We start from the raw sequence: 22,447 nt of genomic DNA, 5'->3' as shown, positions 1-22,447 counted from the left end.
ACCGCCCGTGAGCCAATCCCTGATCGCTGCCCTGCAAAACCCGGCCCTCTACCCGCATCCCGTCGAAGGGTTCCAGGTCATCGAGACCCACATTTCCTGGGTATTGCTCACTGGGCCATACGCCTACAAATTCAAAAAACCGGTCAACTTCGGCTTCCTCGACTTCACCAGCCTCGAGGCGCGCAAGCACTTCTGTGGTGAGGAGTTGCGCCTCAACCAGCGCCTGACCCAGGACCTGTACCTGGACGTCCTGCCAATTACCGGCAGCGCCGAAGCGCCGCAGCTGGGTGGCGACGGCCCGGCCATCGAGTACGCCCTGAAGATGCGTCAGTTCCCGCAGAGCGAGCTGCTCAGCACGCTGCAAGCCAACGGCGAACTGACCACCGCGCACATCGACGAGATGGCCGCGCAGATCGCCCAATTCCACCTCGCCACGCCCAAGGTGCCCGCCGAAAACGATGCCGGCACCCCGCAAAGCGTAATGGCACCGGTGCTGCAGAACTTTGAACAGATCCGCCCGTTCCTCAACGACAAGGCCGACCTGTTGCAACTCGAAGCCCTGCAAGCCTGGGCCGAAAGCAGTTTCGAACGCCTCAAGCCGCTGTTCACCCAACGCAAGGCCGAAGGCTTCATCCGCGAATGCCACGGTGATATCCACCTGGGCAACGCCACCGTGATCGACGGCAAGGTGGTGATTTTCGACTGCATCGAGTTCAACGAGCCGTTCCGCTTCACCGACGTCTATGCCGACACCGCGTTCCTGGCGATGGACCTGGAGGACCGCGGCCTGAAATCGCTGGCACGGCGCTTCGTCAGCCAGTACCTGGAACTGACCGGTGACTACCAGGGCCTGGAGCTGCTGAACTTCTATAAAGCCTATCGTGCCCTGGTCCGGGCCAAAGTCGCGCTGTTCAGCATGCCGGCCGAAGCCGATCCGGTACAGCGCGCCACCACCCTGCGCCAGTACCGCAACTACGCCAACCTGGCCGAAAGCTACAGCACCATTCCTTCGCCTTTCCTGGCCATCACCCACGGTGTTTCGGCCGTCGGCAAAAGCCATGTCGCGATGCGCCTGGTAGAGGCGCTGGGCGCCATTCGCCTGCGCTCGGACGTGGAGCGCAAGCGGCTGTTCGGCCAGCAACAAGTACCCAACGATCCACAGGCCGGCATTTACAGCAGCGACGCCAGCAGCGCTACCTACGCCCGCCTGCATGAAATCGCCGCGGTGATCCTGCGCGCCGGATTCCCGGTGGTAATCGATGCCACTTACCTCAAGCGCGATCAACGCGACGCAGCAGCGAAAATCGCCGAAGCCACCGGTGCTCCGTTCCTGATCCTCGACTGCAATGCGCCGCAAGCGGTCATCGAAAGTCGCCTGGCACAACGTCAGGCCGACCAGAAAGACCCCTCCGATGCGAATCTGGCGGTCATTGCCGCCCAACAGGCCAGCCGTGAAGCCCTGACCCCGGCGGAAATTCTCTGCAGCAAACGGGTCCAAACCAACGAAAGCGGTACGCTCGACGTCGTGGTCGCGCAGATCCGCCAGCGCCTGCCAGGCCTCTAGATCACTATTTCGGCCGTGAAGCGATGTCCGGCTTCACGGCCGCCAAATAGTGGCACTATACTGGCGTCATAAAACCAACAGGTGATATGAAATGAGCCTTCCCAAACTTCTCACTACCCCGCTTTATGCCTTGCTGCGCAAAGATGATATCGCCGGGTTCAACAGCGAACGCCCACAAGGTCCGGTCGACATGCGCGGCGGCGATTTTCGAGGGCTTGATCTGCGGGAACTGAACGCGGACGACATTGACTTCAGCGACGCCTATTTCCGCTCCGCCGATTTGCGCGGCATCGATTTTCGCAAGTCGTCACTGGAAGGCGCGAGCCTGGCCCATGCGCAGATATCCGGCGCCTACTTCCCGCCAGAGCTGTCTGCGGACGAGATCCTGATGTCGATGAACTTCGGCACCCGGTTGCGCTACCGCACTCGCTGAACCTGTTTGAAGCGGGTCGGCCAGCAGGCGGAACTGCCACAGACTGAAACGGACCTCCAGCGCCCCCGCTTGCGCTGGAGCATGTAGTTTGCAGCCTTTTCCCACCCCATCGTGCGTAATGCATTAGAAGCTTTTGCGTCGAATCCAACCAAACAATCACGCTTTTCCTACTGACCGCTACACTGCTCAGAAGCTTGCCCACTGCACCAATCGGCCATTCGCAAGGAGGCTCGATGAATGATGAACTGCAACATCTGAAAAATCTGGGCAAGACATCAGCCCAGTGGCTGCACGCCGTGGGCATTCACAGTGCCTCGGATCTACGCCGGCTTGGCGCGGTGGACGCCTATCGCGCCGTACGCACTCGGGGCTTCCGGGCCTCCAAGGTGTTGCTGTACGCCATCGAGGGCGCGTTGATGGATGTGCATTGGAATGACATCCCCGCCGAGCGCAAAGAAGCCCTGAATAAACAGCTGGACGCCATTTCAATGCGCCATAAGACCTGACGCCCCTTTCGTTTCCAGCGCGAACCCTGGTCGCGCGGTTATTTCGGTGAATCGTAAAACAATGTTTGACATGGTAATGAGAATCGCTATGATTAGCACATCCGGTCGCGAGACTGGTCGATATTTGAACAGCCCTTGGTTCGGACTCTCAGATATCTCCTCATCAGGCTAATCACGGTTATTTGACCCGGCTTTTGCCGGGTCTTTTTTTGCCTGTAGAAAATCACTTCCCGGCGTGTTCGCGCATCTGCGCGCAGTAATCCTGTGGCGGCACGGCCGGCGTGTACCACACGTAATCCGCCATGGCCGACGTCACCTCGCTGCCCTCCTCGGCCAGCATCAAGACGATGGGTGCCTCACTGGCGCCAAGATCCAACGCATGCATCGGCACACCAACATCCTTGCGCGCATGCCAGGCACCGGCGAACAACAGTGCCGGTGTCGGCGCTTGCAACAAGCGTTCGGCCATGCGCCGGTCACGCTGCTGCTGCACGGCCAGCATCGCCGGCATTTGCGACTCGGGCAGCAAACCGCAGTGGGATTCACGGATTTGCCCCAACAACTCGTCCTTCACAGTGGCTGCATTGGAGCGAGTGCCCATCAAGCTGGGGGCTTGTCGATAGAAACGCTGGATCTCGGCGGCGTCCAGATTGGCGGCCAGCAACGGATAACGTTGCGCCAGGGCAAACTCGACGACGGGGCCATACAAGCTCCAATCCCAGCCCGGCGACCAGTCCAGTGCGCCGGGCAGGTCCTTCGGCAAGGTGGGTAACTGGCGGACCGAATCAACGCGTGGTTGCTGGGCGGGGGTGAGCATTTCCAGCAACAGGCTGCCCTGGGCCCGCTGCCCGGCCAGGGCCTGGAGCAGCCAGACCTGCAGTGCGTGGTGATCGCGATTGTCGTGCCGCTCCCCCACCACCACCCGAGGCGCCATTGCCAAGCGTTTGACCAATGCCTGGGGTGTCACGGCCTGGCCATTGTGCAAATCACGGATTCGTCCGCCGAGTGGAGGCGGTGTGATGCTCTGACACGCCGTCAGTACACTCAATGCCAGAATCAGAAGCAGGCGCACGTCCATATCCTCCAGGGCGCCCTCAGCGGGCAATGATCAATGGATGCCCGCGCTCCGGATGGTCTTGCACCAGCACGTCCAGGCCAAACACCGCCTTGAGCGGTTCCGGGCGCAGCACGTGCCGGGGCGTGTCCAGGGCCACTGGCCGACCGGACGCGAGCAGCAACAGGCGATCACAGTAACGCGCCGCCAGGTTCAGGTCATGCAGGATCACCAACACGGCAACGCCGCGACTGGCGAACTCACGTACCGCCTGGAGGATGGTGTGCTGATGCAGCGGATCGAGCATCGAGGTCGGCTCATCCAGCAACAGGGTTTGCCCTGTTTCACCTGGCCACAACTGCACCAACACCCGCGCCAGATGCACCCGCTGACGTTCGCCGCCGGACAACGCCAGGTAACTGCGGCCGTGCAGATGCGCAGCGTCTGCCACTTGCAGCGCCGAGGCGACGATTTGCTCATCGCGCACTCGACCACTCTGGTGCGGCAGGCGCCCCATGCCGACGACTTCCTCGACACGGAAGGCGAAATCCAGGGTCGAGGACTGCGGCAAGACTGCCAGGCGCCGGGCGCGCTCGGCCCCCTGCCACTGGGCCAGTGGCCGATCATCGAGCCAGACCTGCCCTTGGGCCGGGCGCAGTTCGCCGCACAGGCCCGCCAGCAAAGTACTTTTACCTGCGCCGTTGGGCCCAAGCACTCCGAGTACTTCACCAGGGTTGAGCGCGAGATCGACGTCCGCCAGCACCGTCTTGCGGCCACGTTGAATGTGCAGGTTCTGCGCTCGCAGCATCAGGCGCGCCCTCGCACCAATAGATAAAGGAAGAACGGCGCGCCGATGAAGGCCGTGACAATGCCGATCGGCAATTCCGCAGGGGCCAATGCCAGGCGCGCCACCAGATCGGCGAACAGTAGCAGGCTTGCGCCCGCCAACACCGAAGCAGGCAGCAACACCCGGTGATCGGGGCCGGCCACCAGCCGCACCAGATGCGGCACTACCAGCCCGACGAAGCCGATCATGCCCGCAGCCGCCACCGCCGCGCCAACCCCCAAGGCCGTACAAAACACCAGTTCACGCTTGAGGCTTTCGACGTTAACGCCCAGGTGGGCAGCCTCGGACTCCCCTAGCAACAGCGCATTGAGTGCCCTGGCCCGGTGTGGCAGCCAGAGCGCCACTGCGGCACTGACCAGCAACAGCGGCCACAACCGCGCATAGCTGGCGCCGTTGAGACTGCCCAGGTTCCAGAACGTCAGGGTGCGCAGGGTCGCGTCATCCGCCAGGTAGGTGAACAGACCGACGGCCGAACCGGATAGCGCGGTCAGGGCAATACCGGCCAGGAGCATCGTCGCGACATGGGTCTGGCCGTTGCGTCGCCCGAAACGATAGACCAGCGCCGTAACGCCGAGCCCGCCAAGGAATGCACACAACGACAACACGTAGGGACCAAAGGCTTCGGGCAACCCACCCAGCGCCGAGCCACCGACAATGGCGAACGCGGCACCCAGTGCCGCACCGCTGGACACGCCCACCAACCCCGGGTCCGCCAGTGGGTTGCGAAACAGTCCTTGCATCGCCACACCGGACAACGCCAACACCCCGCCCACCGCCAACCCCAGCAAGGTACGTGGCAAACGGATCTGGCCGAGGATCAGTTCGGCCTGCTCCAGGCCATCGGCCGCCACCGGCAAGCCCAACAGGCGCAGGGCGGCGCGCAAGGTGTCGAGCAACGGCAAGCTCACCGGCCCCAGGGCCAGGGACAGCCAGGTTGCCAGCAGACACAGCAGGCCCAGGCCAATGAACAAGGTGCGTGGCTTGACCAACGAGGTCATGGCGCCGTGGCCGACGCAGCCGGATAGAAGCCCGCCGTCAGTATCACCAGGCTTTGTGGCAACCGCGGGCCCAATCCGCCTACCAACAGCGTCGGATCAAGCTCAATGACGCGCCCATCCCTGGCGGCCTGGGTCGAGGAAAGAATCGGGTTTTCCCTGAACAGCGCCACACGCGCTTCTTCACCGCTCAAGGCACGGTCAGCAAAGACCAGCACTTGCGGATTCAGGCTGGCCAGGGTTTCCACGGAAAAAGACTTGTAGCCGCTGTGGGTCGCCAAGTTATGACCGCCGGCCTGCTGTAACAGCCAATCAGCCGAAGTCCCCTTACCGGCGACCAGTGGCTTGCCGCCGGAACTGCCCACCAACAGCAATACACCAGGGGCCTTTTGCTTGCGCTGGGCCTCGGCCACCCGGGCCTGTTGCTGAATGAGTTGCTTTTGATAAAGGTCGAACAACCGCGCCGCCTCGGCCTCAGCCCCCAGCAACTGTCCCAGGTGCCGCAGATTGCCCTGCAGGGCCGGCAAGTCTGGTGTGGCCGAGAACAGTTCGACCTGCACACCGGCGCTGCGAATTTGCGCCAACACGGGCGGTGGCCCCATTTCCTCGGTGCCCACCAGGATCTGCGGACGCAGGCTCAGCACGCCCTCCGCCGACAGCTGTCGCTGATAGCCAACACTGGGCAAGGCTCGCAAGGATTCAGGATGCTGGCTGGTGGTGTCCACACCCACCAGTTTCGACTCGCCCCCCAGCACACTGACCCACTCCGACACGGCGCCGCCGGCGCTGACCCAACGTTGCGGCGATTCAGCCGCGCTGGTCCCCTGGTTGACCAACAGTGCAACACAGAGCGCAACAACGCGGATGTTCAGGCGCATCGGGCAGCTTCCTCAAAGAAGTTTTTCGCAGGACCGGGCCGGGCCAAGTATCCTCAATCACCTGCGAAGGAGGCGCCATTTGATAATTGTTTTCATTTGACCGTCAAGGGCGGATCTTTTGCTACATGAAGCCCATGCGGGAGCGAGCAAGCTCGCTCCCACAGAGTCTCACTCCGTCAGACATATAGAGACACACATGAAGTTTCTTTGTACCGCCGCCGAACTGCCCGACAACGGCAGTCGCGGTTTCGACCTCGATGGGCGCAAAGTACTGGCCGTGCGGCGCTCCGGCCAGGTCTATGCCTATCTCAACCGCTGCCCGCACCGGGGCGTGCCACTGGAATGGCAACCGGACCAGTTCCTCGACCCCAGCGCCAGCCTGATCCAGTGCGCCACCCACGGCGCGCTGTTCCTGATAGAAAGCGGCGAATGCGTGGCGGGCCCCTGCGCCGGTCAGTTCCTCGCTGCCCTAGACAGCCGGGAGGACGAGCAAGGCATCTGGGTCGAGCTCTAGCAGCACCGGCAACCCGCGATCCACCCACATCTGCTCGGGCGTCAGCGTGACCCCGTAGGCCAGCACCTCCACACCTGCCGCCACCGCATCACGCAGCGCAGCGGCGTATACCGGGTCGATTTCCTGTGCCGGGCGCACCGCTTCGATGCCGCTCAGGTTCACACAATACAACTGCACCGCCCGCACACCGTCCCGGGCCAGGCAGGCGAGCTCCCTCAGGTGCTTGGCCCCGCGCAGGGTCACCGCATCGGGAAACGCCGCCACATTCGTGCCATCGAACCCCAGCGTGACACTTTTGACTTCGACCCAGGCCGAGCCGTGGTCGTAGTCCAGGCGAAAATCGATACGGCTGTTTTCCACCCCATAAGCCACTTCACGCTTGAGCCCGGTAAACCCGTTCAGCTCGCTGATGACCCCGGCGCGCAAGGCTTCTTCGATCAACGCGTTGGCCCGCGCGGTATTGATGCAGGCAAGCCGCCCTTGCGGGGTTTCGCCAATTTCCCAGGTGCCGGGCAACTTGCGCTTGGGATCGCTGGAGCGACTGAACCAGACACGCGCGCCTTCAGCCATGCAATTGAGCATCGAGCCGGTGTTAGGGCAGTGAATAGTGAGCAGTTCGCCATGAACGGTCTCGATATCGGCGAGAAAACGCTTGTAACGTCGAATCAGGCGACCTTCTTCCAACGCAGGGGAAAATTGCATCAGCCTTGCCAGCTCCGTAGTCCACGTTCGATTCGTGCCACCGCTTCCTCCAGCCGCGGCAGGCTCTGGGTGTAGGCGAAGCGCACGTGGTGACCGGCCTGATGGCGACCGAAATCCAGGCCCGGCGTGAAGGCCACGTGTTCGGTTTCCAGGAAGTGCTGGCAGAACGCAAAGGCATCGCCGCCGAACGCACTGATGTCGGCATAGAGGTAAAACGCCCCTTCCGGCTCCACCGCAATACCGAAGCCCAATTCACGCAAGGCCGGCAGTAGAAAGTCACGGCGCCGCGCAAACTCGGCCCGCCGCTGCTCGAAGATCTCGATGGTCGCCGGCTCGAAACAGGCCAGGGCGGCGTACTGGGCCATGCTCGGCGCACTGATGTAGAGGTTCTGCGCGAGCTTTTCCAGCTCGCCGACAGCCGCCGAAGGGGCCACCAGCCAGCCAAGTCGCCAGCCGGTCATGCCGAAATACTTGGAGAAACTGTTAAGGACAAAGGCATCGTCATCGACTTCCAGCACGCTGGCGGCGTCGGTGCCGTAGGTCAGGCCATGATAGATCTCGTCCACCACCAGATGGCCGTTATGGCCCTTGATGACCTTGGACAGCCCAGCCAATTCGTCCCGGGTGAGAATCGTCCCGGTCGGGTTGGCCGGTGAGGCCACCAACGCACCGACGCTGTCCTGGTCCCAATGGCGGTTCACCAGGTCTGGCGTCAATTGGTAACGCACCTCGGGCCCCACCGGCACCAATTGCGCCGCCCCTTCGACCAGGCGCAGGAAATGACGGCTGCACGGATAACCGGGGTCGGCCAGCAGCCAATGCTTGCCTGGGTCCACCAGCAAAGCGCTGGCCAGCAGCAACGCGCCGGACCCGCCCGGGGTCACGAGGATGCGCCGGGGGTCAATCTCCACCCCATAACGCTGGCCGTAGAAACCGGCGATGGCCTCGCGCAGTTCTGGAATGCCACGGGCCGCGGTGTAACGGGTCTTGCCCGCCGCCAGCGCGGCCTGGCCAGCCTGGATGATTGGCTCGGCGGTGGTGAAGTCCGGCTCGCCGATCTCCAGGTGGATGACGTCATGCCCGGCGGCCTGCAGTTCGTTGGCACGGGCCAGCAACGCCATCACATGGAAAGGTTCGATGGCGCGGCTGCGCGCACTGTAGGGCTGAGCCATTGGCCTTCCTTCAGGGGAAAAAAGAACCGATTCTACCCAACTCTCCAGCCAAGTCAGAAACAACTGCGGGAACAGGTGCGAACCACAAATGGTCTGAGCCCGTGGATTGCAGGAAATGACTCCCGCGATTGGCCCAGGCTTGACTAGAATCAAGCATTGAGCAGGTTTAAATCCCCACCGAAGCGAACCCGGCCATGTTTTACAAGCCCCGGCCGCCGCAGGCTCGACAACCGGGAGTAGCGCGGCCCGATTTGATCTGGTAAGTTCGCCCGCTTGCAGCCGCAGGGCCGGCAGGTGTCGGTGATGGAGCAATCCTGCGTAGTGGATTACAAGAGTAGAGGCGGTCCATTCATGCCCACCCAAGCAAAGCAAAATCAAAATCAGTCGCTCAGCGGGTTTGAGCCTTACGTCCCGCAAGCTGGCGAAGAGTACATGGGCGCCCCCATGCGCGCGCACTTCACCAAGATCCTGAACAAGTGGAAACAGGATTTGATGCAGGAAGTCGACCGCACCGTGGATCACATGAAAGACGAAGCGGCCAACTTCCCCGACCCGGCCGACCGTGCCAGCCAGGAAGAAGAGTTCAGCCTCGAGCTGCGTGCCCGTGATCGCGAGCGCAAGCTCATCAAGAAAATCGACAAGACCCTGCAGCTGATCGAAGACGAAGAATACGGTTGGTGCGAGTCCTGCGGCATCGAGATCGGCATTCGCCGCCTGGAAGCCCGCCCGACGGCCGATCTGTGCATCGACTGCAAGACCCTGGCGGAAATCAAGGAAAAACAGGTCGGCAAGTAATCGCCGGCGCTGTCACCGAAACGGAGCGTTCATACGCTCCGTTTTTTGTTTCCGATATTTTCTCCAGGTCTGAAAAACCTGCTCGCTCCCACAGGGGATATGCTTTGTTGTCGAGATTGCATGCCCACCGCCCGGACCCAGTAACATTCGCCCTATGACTGCCTACATCGGACGCTTCGCCCCCACCCCCAGCGGCCACTTGCACTTCGGCTCACTGGTCGCCGCACTGGCGTCGTACCTGGATGCCCGCGCCATGGGCGGGCGTTGGTTGCTGCGCATGGAAGACCTCGATCCGCCCCGGGAAGAACCGGGCGCGCAAGCGGCGATTCTCAAGGCACTGGAAAGCTATGGGTTCGAATGGGACGGCGAGATGGTTCGCCAGAGCGAACGCCATGACGCCTATGATCAGGTCATCAACCGATTGTTCAGCCAAGGCCTGGCCTACGCCTGTACCTGTTCGCGCAAACAACTGGAAGCGTACCAGGGCATTTATCCAGGGCTGTGCCGCAATGCCGGGCACGGCACCGAGGACGCCGCCATCCGTCTGCGCGTCCCCGAGCTTGAGTACCATTTCACCGACCGGGTCCAGGGCGAGTTCCGCCAGCACCTGGGCCGTGAGGTCGGCGACTTCGTGATCCGCCGCCGCGACGGGCTCTACGCCTATCAATTGGCCGTGGTCCTGGACGATGCCTGGCAAGGGGTGACCGATATCGTGCGCGGCGCCGACCTCCTGGACTCCACGCCGCGCCAGCTCTATCTGCAAGAACTGCTCGGGTTGCCGCAACCGCGTTACCTGCACGTGCCGCTGATCACCCAACCCGACGGGCACAAGCTCGGTAAATCCTACCGCTCACCGCCCCTGGCGGCCGATCAGGCCACGCCATTGCTGTTACGGGCGTTGCGCGCACTGGGCCAGCAACCGGGCCTCGAACTGGTCGACGCCAGCCCACGGGAACTGCTGGCTTGGGGCATTCGCCACTGGGATGCAGGCAAGATCCCGCGCACACTGAGCCTGCCCGAAGCGCAAATACGTTGACGGCCCTTGCAGCTTGGCGCCCATCCGTTACCATCGCCGCACGTTTTTTGGGCACGCGCATAAATTAGAGAGGCCGGGATGTATATCTATCGCTTGGTCCTGCTCCTGGTAGTGGGGATTTATCTGTTCTCCCCGGCCATCATGGATTGGTGGATCGATGCCACGGGTGCCTGGTATCGGCCGTATCTGCTCTGGCTGATCCTGATTGTCGTGACCTTCATCCTGCAGAGCCAAAAAGATGCCGATGAGCTTTAGCCTGACCCAGATGGTCCTGATCAGCGCCGCCTACCTGGCAGTGCTGTTCGGCGTAGCCTGGATCAGCGAACGAGGCATGATCCCCCGGGCGATCATCCGCCACCCGCTGACCTACACCCTGTCGCTGGGTGTCTATGCCAGCGCATGGGCGTTCTATGGCACGGTCGGGCTGGCCTACCAGTACGGCTATGGTTTCCTCTCCAGTTACCTGGGGGTGTCAGGGGCGTTCCTGCTGGCGCCGGTGTTGCTCTACCCAATCCTGAAAATCACCCGCACCTACCAACTGTCGTCGCTGGCCGACCTGTTCGCCTTTCGTTTTCGCAGCACCTGGGCCGGCGCGCTGACCACGATCTTCATGCTGGTCGGGGTATTGCCGCTGCTGGCCCTGCAGATCCAGGCCGTGGCCGACTCCATCAGCATCCTGACCCGCGAGCCGGTGCAGCACCGGGTGGCGCTGAGCTTCTGCGTACTGATCATCCTGTTCACGATTTTCTTCGGTTCCCGACACATCGCCACGCGGGAGAAACACGAAGGCCTGGTGTTCGCCATCGCTTTCGAATCGGTGATCAAGCTGATCGCCATCGGTGGTGTCGGTCTCTATGCCCTGTATGGCGTGTTCGATGGCCCGCAACAGCTGGAAATTTGGCTGTTGCAGAACCAGACGGCCCTCGCCGCCCTGCACACACCGTTGCAGGAAGGCCCATGGCGCACGCTGTTGCTGGTGTTCTTCGCATCGGCCATCGTGATGCCGCACATGTACCACATGACGTTTACCGAAAACCTCAACCCGCGCTCGCTGGTCAGCGCCAGTTGGGGCCTGCCGCTGTTCCTGCTGCTGATGAGCCTGGCGGTACCGCTGATCCTCTGGGCCGGCTTGAAGCTGGGCGCCAGTACCAATCCGGAATATTTCACCCTGGGCATCGGCATCGCCGCCAACAGCAAGGCCCTGGCGTTGCTGGCGTATGTCGGCGGCCTGTCGGCGGCCAGCGGCTTGATCATCGTCACCACGCTGGCATTGTCGGGCATGGCCCTCAACCACCTGGTGCTGCCGCTCTACCAGCCACCGGCCGAAGGCAATATCTACCGCTGGCTGAAGTGGACACGGCGGGCGCTGATCGTCGCCATCATCATGGCCGGCTACGGCTTCTACCTGATGCTGGGCGAGGGGCAGGACCTGGCCAACCTGGGCATCGTCGCCTTCGTGGCCACCTTGCAGTTCCTGCCCGGGGTACTGTCGGTGCTGTATTGGCCGACTGCCAACCGCCGCGGCTTCATCGCCGGCCTGCTGGCAGGGATCCTGGTGTGGCTGGTCGCGATGCTGTTGCCGCTGATGGGCAACCTGCAGGGCTTCTATATTCCGCTGCTGAACATGATCTACGTGCTCGACGACACCAGTTGGCATATGGCGGCCATCGCCTCCCTGGCGGCGAACGTGCTGATGTTCACCCTGATCTCGCTGTTCACCAACGCCAGCAGCGAAGAGGCCAGCGCCGCCGAAGCTTGCGCGGTGGACAATGTCCGCCGCCCGCAGCGTCGCGAACTGCACGCCGCCTCGCCCCAGGAATTCGCCACGCAACTGGCCAAGCCCTTAGGCGCCAAGGCCGCGCAAAAGGAAGTCGAACAGGCCCTGCGAGACCTCTACCTGCCTTTCGATGAACGTCGCCCGTATGCCCTGCGTCGACTGCGCGACCGGATCGAAGCCAACCTGTCCGGCCTGATGGGCCCCAGCGTGGCCCAGGACATGGTCGAGACGTTCCTGCCCTACAAGGCCGGCGGCGAAAACTACGTCACCGAAGACATCCACTTCATCGAGAGCCGCCTCGAGGATTACCACTCGCGCCTCACGGGCCTGGCCGCCGAACTGGACGCCTTGCGCCGTTACCATCGCCAGACCCTGCAGGAACTACCAATGGGCGTGTGTTCCCTGGCCAAGGACCAGGAAATCCTGATGTGGAACAAAGCCATGGAAGAACTCACCGGGATCGCCGCCCAGCGCGTGGTCGGTTCACGCCTGAGCACCCTGGGCGAGCCGTGGAAAGGCTTATTGCAAGGTTTCATCGACCTGCCGGACGAGCACTTGCACAAACAGCACCTGGCCCTCGACGGCCAGACCCGTTGGCTGAACCTGCACAAGGCCGCGATCGACGAGCCGTTGGCACCCGGTAACAGCGGCCTGGTGCTGCTGGTCGAAGACCTGACCGATACCCAGATGCTCGAAGACAAACTGGTCCACTCCGAACGACTGGCAAGCATCGGCCGGTTGGCCGCCGGGGTGGCCCACGAAATCGGCAACCCGATCACCGGCATCGCTTGCCTGGCGCAGAACCTGCGCGAAGAACGCGAGGACGACGGCGAACTGACGGAAATCAGCGGCCAGATCCTCGAACAGACCAAGCGTGTGTCGCGGATCGTCCAGTCGCTGATGAGCTTCGCCCATGCCGGCGGCCACCAACATAACGATGAGCCCGTCTGTCTGGCCGAAGTCGCCCAGGATGCCATTGGTCTGCTAGCACTCAACCGACGCAACTTCGAAGTGCAGTTTTTCAACCTGTGCGATCCGGATCACTGGGTCGACGGCGACCCCCAGCGGCTCGCCCAGGTGTTGATCAACCTGCTATCCAACGCGCGGGACGCCTCACCGGCCGGCAGCGCGGTGCGGGTCAAGAGTGAAGCCTTCGAACACACGGTCGACCTGATCGTCGAAGACGAAGGCAGCGGTATCCCACAGAACATCATGGACCGATTGTTCGAACCTTTCTTCACCACCAAGGATCCTGGCGAAGGCACCGGTCTGGGCCTCGCACTGGTCTATTCCATCGTTGAAGAGCATTATGGACAAATCACCATCGACAGCCCGGCCGATGTACAAAGCCAACGCGGCACCCGTATCCGGGTGACCTTGCCGCGTCATGTCGAAGCGACGTCCGCTGTGAACTGAGACCGTCGAGAGAATCGAATCAATGCCGCACATTTTGATCGTCGAAGACGAAACAATTATCCGCTCCGCCTTGCGCCGCCTGCTGGAACGCAACCAGTACCAGGTCAGCGAAGCCGGTTCAGTGCAGGAAGCACAAGAACGTTTCAGCATTCCAACATTTGACCTGATCGTCAGCGACCTGCGCCTGCCTGGCGCCCCGGGTACCGAGCTGATCAAGCTCGGCCAGGGCACACCCGTGCTGATCATGACCAGTTACGCCAGCCTGCGCTCGGCGGTCGACTCCATGAAAATGGGTGCGGTGGACTACATCGCCAAACCGTTCGACCACGATGAGATGCTCCAGGCCGTGGCCCGCATCCTGCGCGACCGACAGGCGGCGACCAGCAACCCGGCGGAACCCGCCGGCAAGGCCAGTGCCTCGACGAAAGCCGGCGCCAGTAACAATAATGGCGAAATTGGCATCATCGGTTCCTGCCCGCCCATGCAGGACCTGTACAGCAAGATCCGCAAAGTGGCCCCGACCGACTCCAATGTCCTGATCCAGGGCGAGTCCGGTACCGGCAAGGAGCTGGTAGCCCGGGCCCTGCACAACCTGTCACGCCGGGCCAAGGCACCGATGATTTCGGTGAACTGCGCGGCGATCCCGGAAAGCCTGATCGAGTCCGAACTGTTCGGCCACGAAAAAGGTGCGTTCACCGGCGCCAGCGCCGGGCGCGCAGGCTTGGTGGAAGCGGCGGACGGCGGCACGCTGTTCCTCGATGAAATCGGCGAACTGCCACTGGAAGCCCAGGCGCGGTTGCTGCGGGTGCTTCAGGAAGGCGAAATCCGCCGCGTCGGCTCGGTGCAGTCGCAAAAGGTCGATGTCCGCCTGATCGCGGCCACCCACCGTGACCTCAAGAGCCTGGCGAAGATCGGCCAGTTCCGCGAAGACTTGTATTACCGCTTGCACGTGATCGCCTTGAAGCTGCCCGCCCTGCGCGAACGTGGCGCGGACGTCAATGAAATCGCCCAGGCATTCCTGGCTCGCCAGAGCGCGCGGGTCAACCGCACCGATCTCAAGTTCGCCCCGGACGCCGAACAGGCCATCCGTCATTACGCCTGGCCGGGTAACGTTCGCGAGCTGGAAAACGCGGTCGAGCGGGCGGTGATCCTGTGCGAGAGCCCGGAAATCTCTGCCGACCTGCTGGGCATCGACATCGAACTGAGCGACCTGGACGACGAAGAGTTCATCGGCCTGGCCCCGCAACAGGGCGGCGCTGCCAACAACACCAGCCACGAGCCCACCGAAGACCTGTCCCTGGAGGACTACTTCCAGCACTTCGTCCTGGAGCACCAGGACCACATGACCGAGACCGAACTGGCACGCAAACTGGGCGTAAGCCGCAAGTGCCTGTGGGAACGGCGCCAGCGCCTGGGGATTCCACGGCGCAAGACCGGAGCGACCAGCGAAAGCTGAGGTGTGGGCGGTAACACCGCCGAATGTGAAAAAACTGTTACCTCAGCTTTTTCACGTAACAGAAGCCGGGGTTTACGGTAACGAAACCCCGGCTTTTTTTCGCCTCGGAAAAATGGTTATAACCCTGGAACCCCCGGTTTCGCTGGGCCTCGCAAAAGTTGGCACGCACCCTGCTATAGCTTTGATACAAGAACAATAACAAGCAATGCAAAAGACAATAAAAATAAGACGAATCGACTCACGCACAATAAAAACAAGACGGCGAGAGGCGCAGCTAACTGATTCTTTTGGAGAGGCGTTGTATTTGGGGCTTGCCCCACAACCAGGCCGAGAACAATAAAAACTGTCTCAAGACAGGTGCCTGAACTGGTTGGATCGATTGATCACTGCAACACAGCGACCAAAGCAATCCGTTTGCTCTTGGCTCCCGATTGGGAGGGTCACGAAGGGAAAACCTCGTGGCGCGGGCACTCAACAAAAACAAGAAGCCCAAAACCAATAATAAAAACAGAGCACGTAACTAATTCTGGGGGAGCTTCGGCTCCCCTTGTGGTTTCTGTCGTTCCGCCTCCCCGCAGCCTACAAAGCTTGTCGCTTGCAGCTTGCAGCTCAAAACTGCTGCGTCCTACACCATCCCTCGACTAAATGCTAGAATCTCGGCCCATCATGCGGCCATTCTTCGTTTTTGGCCGAATATTCCTTCAAACAGTGCATCCCATGCTGAAGAAGCTGTTCCAGTCATTCCGTTCTCCCTTGCGTCGTACGCAACACATTCGCAGCACGCCTGAAGTGCTCAACAGCGGCCAGCATTCACTGCAAAAGGCCCAGTTCAGCCGTTATGCGGTGAACATCGTCGAACGTTTGCAGAACGCCGGTTACCAGGCTTACCTGGTCGGTGGCTGCGTGCGCGACATGCTGCTCAACATCACCCCAAAGGATTTCGACGTCGCCACCAGCGCCACGCCGGAACAGATACGGGCCGAATTTCGCAACGCGCGGATCATTGGCCGGCGCTTCAAACTGGTCCACATCCACTTCGGTCGCGAAATCATCGAAGTGGCGACCTTCCGCGCCAATCACCCGCAAAACGATGAAGAAGAAGACAGCAACCAGTCTTCCCGTAACGAAAGCGGGCGCATCCTGCGCGATAACGTCTACGGCACTCTGGAAGAAGACGCGCAACGCCGCGACTTCACCATCAACGCCCTGTATTACGATCCCGTCAGCGAACGCATCCTCGATTACGCCAACGGCGTACACGACATTCGCAATCGCCTGATCCGCCTGATCGGCGACCCCAAGCAGCGCTATCAGGAAGACCCTGTGCGCATGCTGCGGGCCGTGCGTTTCGCCGCCAAGCTGGATTTCGGCATCGAAAAACACAGCGCCTTGCCGATTCGTGAACTGGCGCCGATGCTGCGGGAAATCCCTTCGGCGCGCCTGTTCGAGGAAGTGCTCAAGCTGTTCCTGTCGGGCAACGCCGCAGACACCTTCGAGATGCTGGTGGACCTGCAGTTGTTCGATCCGCTGTTCCCCGCCAGCGCCGAGGCCCTGGAGCACAACCCGACCTACACCCACACCTTGATCAGCGAAGCACTGATCAACACCGACCTGCGCATCAAGCAGAACAAGCCGGTGACGCCTGCGTTCCTGTTCGCCGCCTTGCTCTGGCCTGCCCTGCCGGCTCGGGTGCTGCGCCTGCAAGAGCGTGGCATGCCGCCGATCCCGGCGATGCAGGAAGCCGCCCACGAGCTGATTGCCGAACAGTGCCAGCGCATCGCCATTCCAAAACGCTTCACGATGCCGATCCGCGAGATCTGGGACATGCAGGAACGCCTGCCACGGCGCAGCGGCAAGCGTGCCGACCTGCTGCTGGACAACCCTCGTTTCCGCGCCGGCTACGACTTCCTGCTGCTGCGTGAAAGCGCGGGCGAGCAGACCGATGGCCTGGGTGAATGGTGGACCGATTACCAGGACGCCAACGACAGCGAGCGCCGCGACATGATTCGCGAGCTCAGCGGCAAGGATGACGGCGCCAGCGGCCCGCGCAAGCGCCGCCGCAGCAGCGGTGCCAAGCGCAAGCGTGCCGGTGTACCGAGCGCATCGGGCGAGTAATCGATGGAACGCATCTACATCGGCATGGGCAGCAACCTGGCCGAACCCGCCGAACAATTGCGCAGTGCCATCCAGGCGCTGGCGCAATTGCCCGATACCCAACTGGTGGGGGTCTCGGCGTTTTATCAAAGCGATTCCCTGCTGCCCGGCCAGCCGCGCTACACCAACGCGGTGGCGGTGCTGGACAGCCGCCTGGCACCGCTGGACCTGCTCGATGCGCTGCAAGCCATCGAAACCGGACAAGGTCGCGAACGCCTGGAACGCTGGGGCCCACGCACCCTGGACCTGGATATCCTGCTGTTTGGCGATCGCCTGATCGACGAGTCTCGCCTCAAGGTCCCTCACTACCACATGCAGGCCCGAGCCTTCGTGCTGTACCCACTGGCCGAGTTGGCACCCGCCGACCTGCGCCTGGCCGATGGGCGCTTGCTCAAGGATCTGCTCGCGGCGTGTCCATTCGTTGGCCTGGAACGCCTGCCTCCTATCTGACAAAGCCCCCCTGTGGGAGCGAGCTTGCTCGCGATAGCGTCGGCACATCCAGCATCCAGGGTGACTGACACACCGCCATCGCGAGCAAGCTCGCTCCCACAGGATCAGGGACCCGCCAGTCAGATCCGAGACACGCCTCTACGCTGAAACGCATCAGTAACCCCGGTAACACCCGGCGGTAACACATCCAATTGACTTCCCGAGAGCTCCTCACGACTATAGGCGTCCCGATGCCGCCAACGCGGCGTTTAAAGGGCGCAATCCAGGCCTTACAAGCACCACACATAGAGGGTGCGCCTGTATAGATGACGATTCATGCGCGTTACTCGCAGTAGCTCAAGAGCGCCTAATGAGGACTTTTTCATGCCAGCTATTACCCTGACCACGCTGCAAGGTCTCAAGCAAAAAGGTGAGAAAATCGCCATGCTGACCTGCTATGACGCAACTTTCGCCCACGCCTGCAATGAGGCCGGTGTCGAAGTGTTGCTGGTGGGCGATTCCCTCGGCATGGTGCTGCAAGGTCACGACAGCACGCTGCCGGTGACCACCGCCGAGATGGCCTACCATGTGGCCGCCGTCAAACGCGGTAACACCGATGCACTGATTCTCGCCGACCTGCCATTCATGGCCTATGCCACCCTCGAACAAACCATGACCAACAGCGCCATGCTGATGCAGGCCGGCGCCCACATGGTCAAGGTCGAAGGCGCGTTGTGGCTGGCCGATTCGATTCGGCTGCTGGCCGAGCGGGGCATCCCGGTGTGCGCGCACCTGGGCCTGACCCCACAAGCGGTGAACATCCTCGGTGGCTATAAGGTCCAGGGCCGCAATGAGAACCAGGCGCGGCAGATGCGCGCCGATGCGATTGCACTGGAGCAGGCTGGCGCGGCGATGTTGCTGCTCGAATGCGTGCCCAGCGAGCTGGCGGAAGAAATCACCCAGGCGGTGAAGATCCCGGTGATCGGAATCGGCGCCGGCCACGCCACCGATGGCCAGGTACTGGTGCTGCACGACATGCTCGGGCTGTCGATCACCGGTCGCGCACCCAAGTTCGTGAAAAACTTCATGGCAGGGCAAACGTCTATCCAGGGCGCCCTGAGTGCCTATGTCGCTGAGGTCAAGGCCGTGACCTTCCCGGGCGCCGAACACGGGTTTTCTGCATGAATACCGTCAAAACCGTACGCGAACTGCGGGCCGCCGTGGCCCGTGCCCGCGGCGAAGGCAAACGCATCGCCTTCGTGCCGACCATGGGCAACCTGCACAGTGGTCACGTGGCGCTGGTCACCAAGGCCGCGCAACGGGCCGACTTCGTGGTGGCGAGCATCTTCGTCAACCCACTGCAATTCGGTGCTGGCGAAGACCTGGACAAATACCCCCGCACCCTGGCGGCCGACCAGGAGAAACTGCTCCAGGCCGGCTGCCATCTGTTGTTCGCACCCAGCGTCGAAGAGATGTACCCCGACGGCATGGCCGGGCAGACCCGGGTCAGCGTCCCGCAATTGTCCGAAGGCCTGTGCGGCGCCAGTCGCCCGGGGCATTTCGAGGGCGTGGCGACGGTGGTCAGCAAATTGTTCAACATGGTCCAGCCCGACCTGGCGGTGTTCGGCCAGAAAGACTTCCAGCAACTGGCGGTGATTCGCGCACTGGTCCATGACCTGAACATGCCGATCCAGATCATCGGCGAACCGACCGTGCGCGCCGAGGACGGCCTGGCGCTGTCCTCGCGCAACGGTTTCCTCAGCCCGGACCAACGTGCCGTCGCGCCCGTGGTCTATCGCGTCCTGAGCCAGATCGCCGAGGCCATCAAGCAGGGCCGACGAGATTTCCCGGCGCTGATCGACGAGCAGCTCAAGCAGCTCGAAGCGGCCGGCCTGCGTCCCGATTACCTGGAGATCCGTCACGCCAAGACCTTGCGCCCGGCATTGAGCGAGGACCGTGACCTGGTGATTCTGGTAGCGGCGTTCCTGGGCACTACGCGGTTGATCGACAATCTGCACCTGGATCTCGACACGCCCGCCTAAGCATCACAAAACCCTGTGGGAGCGAGCTTGCTCGCGATAGCAATCCGTCAGCCAGCCTATTGGTCAACTGACCCACCGCTGTCGCGAGCAGGCTCACTCCCACAAGGGTCCTGCGGTGTTATTGCCGCCTCGGCAGCCTTCAGGCAGACTGCCCGCCGTTCGGACCCGACCAAAGGAAAAATTCATGCACGCCATCATGCTCAAGGCCAAGCTGCATCGCGCCGAAGTCACTCACGCGGTGCTCGACTACGAAGGCTCCTGCGCCATCGATGGTGAATGGCTGGACCTGTCGGGGATCCGTGAATACGAACAGATCCAGATCTACAACGTCGACAACGGCGAACGCTTCACCACCTACGCCATCCGTGGCGAGGAAGGTTCGCGGATGATCTCGGTGAACGGCGCCGCAGCGCACAAGGCCAAGGTGGGGGATCGTGTCATCATCTGCGCCTACGCCCACTACAGCGAAGCCGAGCTGGTCAACTTCAAGCCGCGCATGCTGTACATGGCGCCAGGCAATGAACTGAGTCACACCAGCAATGCCATCCCGGTCCAGGTTGCCTGATCGAATCGACCTGCTTCACCATTTCCCCCTGTGGGAGCGAGCTTGCTCGCGATAGCGATAGGTCAGTTGATAGAGATGTCGACGGACACACCGCTATCGCGAGCAAGCTCGCTCCCACAGTAAGCAATCTGCGTTTCCGTTTGTCGGACCTTTCCCGCCCAGTTGTATAAAAAAGTACCGGGAACCGGTCAGACAAAGTCAAGACAGATCGCAACGCGAGGTTTACTGTATTCGCCCTGCGTCCGGCGATCGTGTCGATGCAGTGTCCGGATGCCCACCTCGAGCCGCGCCGGAATTTTTAGTGTACAAAAGGTCGTTCAAGTAAAAAGGAAACCCGCAGCGATGGCGTATTACCGAACCCCTCATGACGTGACCGCTCTGCCAGCCTGGCAAGCGCTGAATGACCACCGCAAAGCCATGCAGGATTTCAGCATGCGCGAAGCGTTCAATGCCGATCCGCAGCGTTTCACTCAATTCACCCTGTCGAGCTGCGGCCTGTTTCTCGACTACTCGAAAAACCTGATCAACGCCCAGACCCGCGATCTGCTGGTGGGCCTGGCCAACGAAGTCGACCTCAAGGGCGCGATCAAGTCGCTGTTCGAAGGCGAAATCGTCAACGCCTCGGAAAACCGCCCTGCCCTGCACACCGCCCTGCGTCGGCCGGTGGGCGACAAGTTGCTGGTCAACGGCGTCAACGTGATGCCGGACGTGCACAAAGTGCTGAACCAGATCACCGACCTGGTGGGCCGCATTCACGACGGCCTGTGGCGCGGCTACACCGAAAAGCCCATCACCGACGTGGTGAACATCGGCATCGGTGGTTCTTTCCTCGGCCCGGAACTGGTGTCCGAAGCGCTGTTGTCCTACGCGCAAAAAGGCGTTCGCTGCCACTACTTGGCAAACATCGACGGCAGCGAGTTCCATGAGCTAACCATGAAGCTGCGCGCCGAGACCACGCTGTTCATCGTCTCGTCGAAATCCTTCAACACCCTCGAAACCCTGAAGAACGCCCAGGCCGCCCGCGCCTGGTACCTGGCCCAGGGTGGCTCCGAAGCGGAGCTGTATCGCCACTTCATCGCCGTGTCGAGCAACAATGCCGCCGCCGTGGCTTTCGGCATCCGTGAAGAGAACATCTTCCCGATGTGGGACTGGGTCGGCGGGCGTTACTCGCTGTGGTCGGCCATCGGCCTGCCAATCGCCCTGGCCATCGGCATGTCGAACTTCAAGGAATTGCTCTCCGGGGCCTATTCCATGGACCAGCATTTCCAGAGCGCCCCGTTCGAGCAGAACATGCCGGTGCTGCTGGCACTGCTGGGTGTGTGGTACGGCAACTTCTGGGGTGCGCAGAGCCATGCGATCCTGCCGTACGACCACTACCTGCGTAACATCACCAAGCATTTGCAGCAATTGGACATGGAATCCAACGGCAAGAGCGTGCGCCAGGACGGTACACCGGTGTCGACCGACACGGGCCCGGTCATCTGGGGCGGCGTCGGCTGCAACGGTCAGCACGCTTACCACCAGTTGCTGCACCAGGGCACCCAGTTGATTCCGGCCGACTTCATCGTGCCGATCGTCAGCTTCAACCCGGTTTCCGATCATCACCAATGGCTGTATGCCAACTGCCTGTCCCAGAGCCAGGCACTGATGCTCGGCAAGACCCGCGCCGAAGCCGAAGCCGAGCTGCGGGACAAGGGCGCCAGCGAAGAAGACGTGCAGAAACTGGCCTCTCACAAGGTGATCCCCGGCAACCGTCCGAGCAACACCCTAGTGGTCGAACGCATCAGCCCACGTCGCCTCGGCGCACTGGTAGCGCTGTATGAACACAAGGTGTTCGTGCAGAGCGTGATCTGGGGCATCAACGCCTTCGACCAATGGGGCGTGGAGCTGGGCAAGGAACTGGGCAAGGGCGTCTACAACCGTCTGGTGGGCAGTGAAGAAAACCCGGCCGAAGATGCCTCGACCCAGGGCTTGATCAACTACTTCCGCGGGCGTCATCGCGGCTGATCGCAGGTCGAACACCAAGCACTTACTTCTGTGGGAGCGAGCAAGCTCACTCCCACAGTTGTTTGTGCATGACTTGAACCCTCCGGCTACTCGGCGCATCTTTAT

General features: G+C 61.8%; 21 protein-coding genes. 15 read left to right on the top strand and 6 right to left on the bottom strand.

The genetic code is table 11. The features are described from left to right. Positions 1-7 precede the first annotated feature (7 nt). From BLU76_RS27860 to BLU76_RS27850, 3 genes are all read left to right on the top strand, one after another. Complete coding sequence (locus BLU76_RS27860; RefSeq protein WP_092225321.1) at positions 8-1,564, top strand: bifunctional aminoglycoside phosphotransferase/ATP-binding protein; 1,557 nt, start codon at positions 8-10, stop codon at positions 1,562-1,564. A gap of 91 nt (positions 1,565-1,655) precedes the next feature. After that, positions 1,656-1,997, top strand: coding sequence for a pentapeptide repeat-containing protein (locus BLU76_RS27855; protein WP_092150467.1), 342 nt, complete (start codon positions 1,656-1,658; stop codon positions 1,995-1,997). A 233-nt stretch (positions 1,998-2,230) separates the two neighbouring features. Then, positions 2,231-2,503 (top strand): TfoX/Sxy family protein, encoded by a 273-nt coding sequence (locus tag BLU76_RS27850; protein WP_063324352.1) that lies wholly within the window; start codon positions 2,231-2,233, stop codon positions 2,501-2,503. Between the two features lie 223 nt (positions 2,504-2,726). Here BLU76_RS27850 and BLU76_RS27845 read toward each other — a convergent pair whose 3' ends face one another. The 4 genes from BLU76_RS27845 to BLU76_RS27830 are packed head-to-tail and all read right to left on the bottom strand — an operon-like array spanning position 2,727 to position 6,277. Then, positions 2,727-3,581, bottom strand: coding sequence for a ChaN family lipoprotein (locus BLU76_RS27845; protein ID WP_092225319.1), 855 nt, complete (start codon positions 3,579-3,581; stop codon positions 2,727-2,729). Between the two features lie 16 nt (positions 3,582-3,597). After that, positions 3,598-4,365, bottom strand: a complete 768-nt coding sequence (locus BLU76_RS27840) for a heme ABC transporter ATP-binding protein (RefSeq protein ID WP_092150461.1) — start codon at positions 4,363-4,365, stop codon at positions 3,598-3,600. After that, positions 4,365-5,348, bottom strand: coding sequence for a FecCD family ABC transporter permease (locus tag BLU76_RS27835; protein WP_170867329.1), 984 nt, complete (start codon positions 5,346-5,348; stop codon positions 4,365-4,367). Before BLU76_RS27835 ends, BLU76_RS27840 begins: the two co-directional genes overlap by 1 nt. 50 nt (positions 5,349-5,398) lie before the next feature. After that, positions 5,399-6,277, bottom strand: coding sequence for a heme/hemin ABC transporter substrate-binding protein (locus BLU76_RS27830; RefSeq protein WP_092150455.1), 879 nt, complete (start codon positions 6,275-6,277; stop codon positions 5,399-5,401). Between the two features lie 196 nt (positions 6,278-6,473). Between BLU76_RS27830 and BLU76_RS27825 the strand changes: the two genes are divergently transcribed. After that, positions 6,474-6,791 (top strand): Rieske (2Fe-2S) protein, encoded by a 318-nt coding sequence (locus BLU76_RS27825; RefSeq protein ID WP_092225311.1) that lies wholly within the window; start codon positions 6,474-6,476, stop codon positions 6,789-6,791. Here the strand turns inward: BLU76_RS27825 and sfsA are convergent. After that, on the bottom strand, positions 6,747-7,493 hold the full coding sequence (gene sfsA, locus BLU76_RS27820; RefSeq protein ID WP_063324346.1) for a DNA/RNA nuclease SfsA: 747 nt from the start codon (positions 7,491-7,493) through the stop codon (positions 6,747-6,749). The two genes, BLU76_RS27825 and sfsA, sit on opposite strands and share 45 nt — an antisense overlap. After that, positions 7,493-8,665 carry a pyridoxal phosphate-dependent aminotransferase gene (locus BLU76_RS27815; protein WP_092225309.1) on the bottom strand — a complete coding sequence of 391 codons (1,173 nt, stop codon included), beginning with the start codon at positions 8,663-8,665 and terminating at the stop codon, positions 7,493-7,495. The genes sfsA and BLU76_RS27815 overlap by 1 nt, the downstream gene beginning before the upstream one ends. A gap of 351 nt (positions 8,666-9,016) precedes the next feature. Between BLU76_RS27815 and dksA the strand changes: the two genes are divergently transcribed. From dksA to pgi, 11 genes are all read left to right on the top strand, one after another. Continuing rightward, on the top strand, positions 9,017-9,460 hold the full coding sequence (gene dksA, locus BLU76_RS27810; RefSeq protein WP_003205639.1) for an RNA polymerase-binding protein DksA: 444 nt from the start codon (positions 9,017-9,019) through the stop codon (positions 9,458-9,460). A gap of 154 nt (positions 9,461-9,614) precedes the next feature. After that, positions 9,615-10,496: a tRNA glutamyl-Q(34) synthetase GluQRS gene (gene gluQRS, locus BLU76_RS27805; RefSeq protein ID WP_063324344.1), complete on the top strand. Its 882-nt coding sequence runs from the start codon at positions 9,615-9,617 to the stop codon at positions 10,494-10,496. A gap of 78 nt (positions 10,497-10,574) precedes the next feature. Further along, complete coding sequence (locus BLU76_RS27800) at positions 10,575-10,751, top strand: hypothetical protein (protein ID WP_003176118.1); 177 nt, start codon at positions 10,575-10,577, stop codon at positions 10,749-10,751. Continuing rightward, positions 10,735-13,689, top strand: coding sequence for a sensor histidine kinase (locus BLU76_RS27795; RefSeq protein ID WP_161951744.1), 2,955 nt, complete (start codon positions 10,735-10,737; stop codon positions 13,687-13,689). The genes BLU76_RS27800 and BLU76_RS27795 overlap by 17 nt, the downstream gene beginning before the upstream one ends. Before the next feature lie 22 nt (positions 13,690-13,711). After that, positions 13,712-15,145 (top strand): sigma-54-dependent transcriptional regulator, encoded by a 1,434-nt coding sequence (locus BLU76_RS27790; protein ID WP_063324342.1) that lies wholly within the window; start codon positions 13,712-13,714, stop codon positions 15,143-15,145. Positions 15,146-15,862: 717 nt separating this feature from the next. Continuing rightward, positions 15,863-17,260, top strand: coding sequence for a polynucleotide adenylyltransferase PcnB (locus tag BLU76_RS27785; RefSeq protein WP_057450877.1), 1,398 nt, complete (start codon positions 15,863-15,865; stop codon positions 17,258-17,260). Between the two features lie 3 nt (positions 17,261-17,263). Further along, entirely contained in the window at positions 17,264-17,749 is a 486-nt protein-coding gene (folK, locus tag BLU76_RS27780) for a 2-amino-4-hydroxy-6-hydroxymethyldihydropteridine diphosphokinase (RefSeq protein ID WP_092150449.1), read from the top strand. 363 nt (positions 17,750-18,112) lie between these two features. Then, entirely contained in the window at positions 18,113-18,913 is an 801-nt protein-coding gene (gene panB / locus BLU76_RS27775; RefSeq protein WP_063324340.1) for a 3-methyl-2-oxobutanoate hydroxymethyltransferase, read from the top strand. After that, entirely contained in the window at positions 18,910-19,770 is an 861-nt protein-coding gene (gene panC, locus BLU76_RS27770) for a pantoate--beta-alanine ligase (protein ID WP_092225307.1), read from the top strand. Before panB ends, panC begins: the two co-directional genes overlap by 4 nt. 184 nt (positions 19,771-19,954) lie before the next feature. Next, entirely contained in the window at positions 19,955-20,335 is a 381-nt protein-coding gene (panD, locus tag BLU76_RS27765; RefSeq protein WP_007963888.1) for an aspartate 1-decarboxylase, read from the top strand. A gap of 342 nt (positions 20,336-20,677) precedes the next feature. Further along, complete coding sequence (pgi, locus tag BLU76_RS27760; protein WP_092150443.1) at positions 20,678-22,342, top strand: glucose-6-phosphate isomerase; 1,665 nt, start codon at positions 20,678-20,680, stop codon at positions 22,340-22,342. Positions 22,343-22,447 lie beyond the last annotated feature (105 nt).

Origin of the sequence: Pseudomonas sp. NFACC08-1 (assembly GCF_900106735.1) — a bacterium.
Lineage (GTDB): Bacteria > Pseudomonadota > Gammaproteobacteria > Pseudomonadales > Pseudomonadaceae > Aquipseudomonas > Aquipseudomonas fluorescens_Q.
Note: the sequence above shows the minus strand (reverse complement) of the source record. Positions and strands in the feature narration are given on the sequence as shown.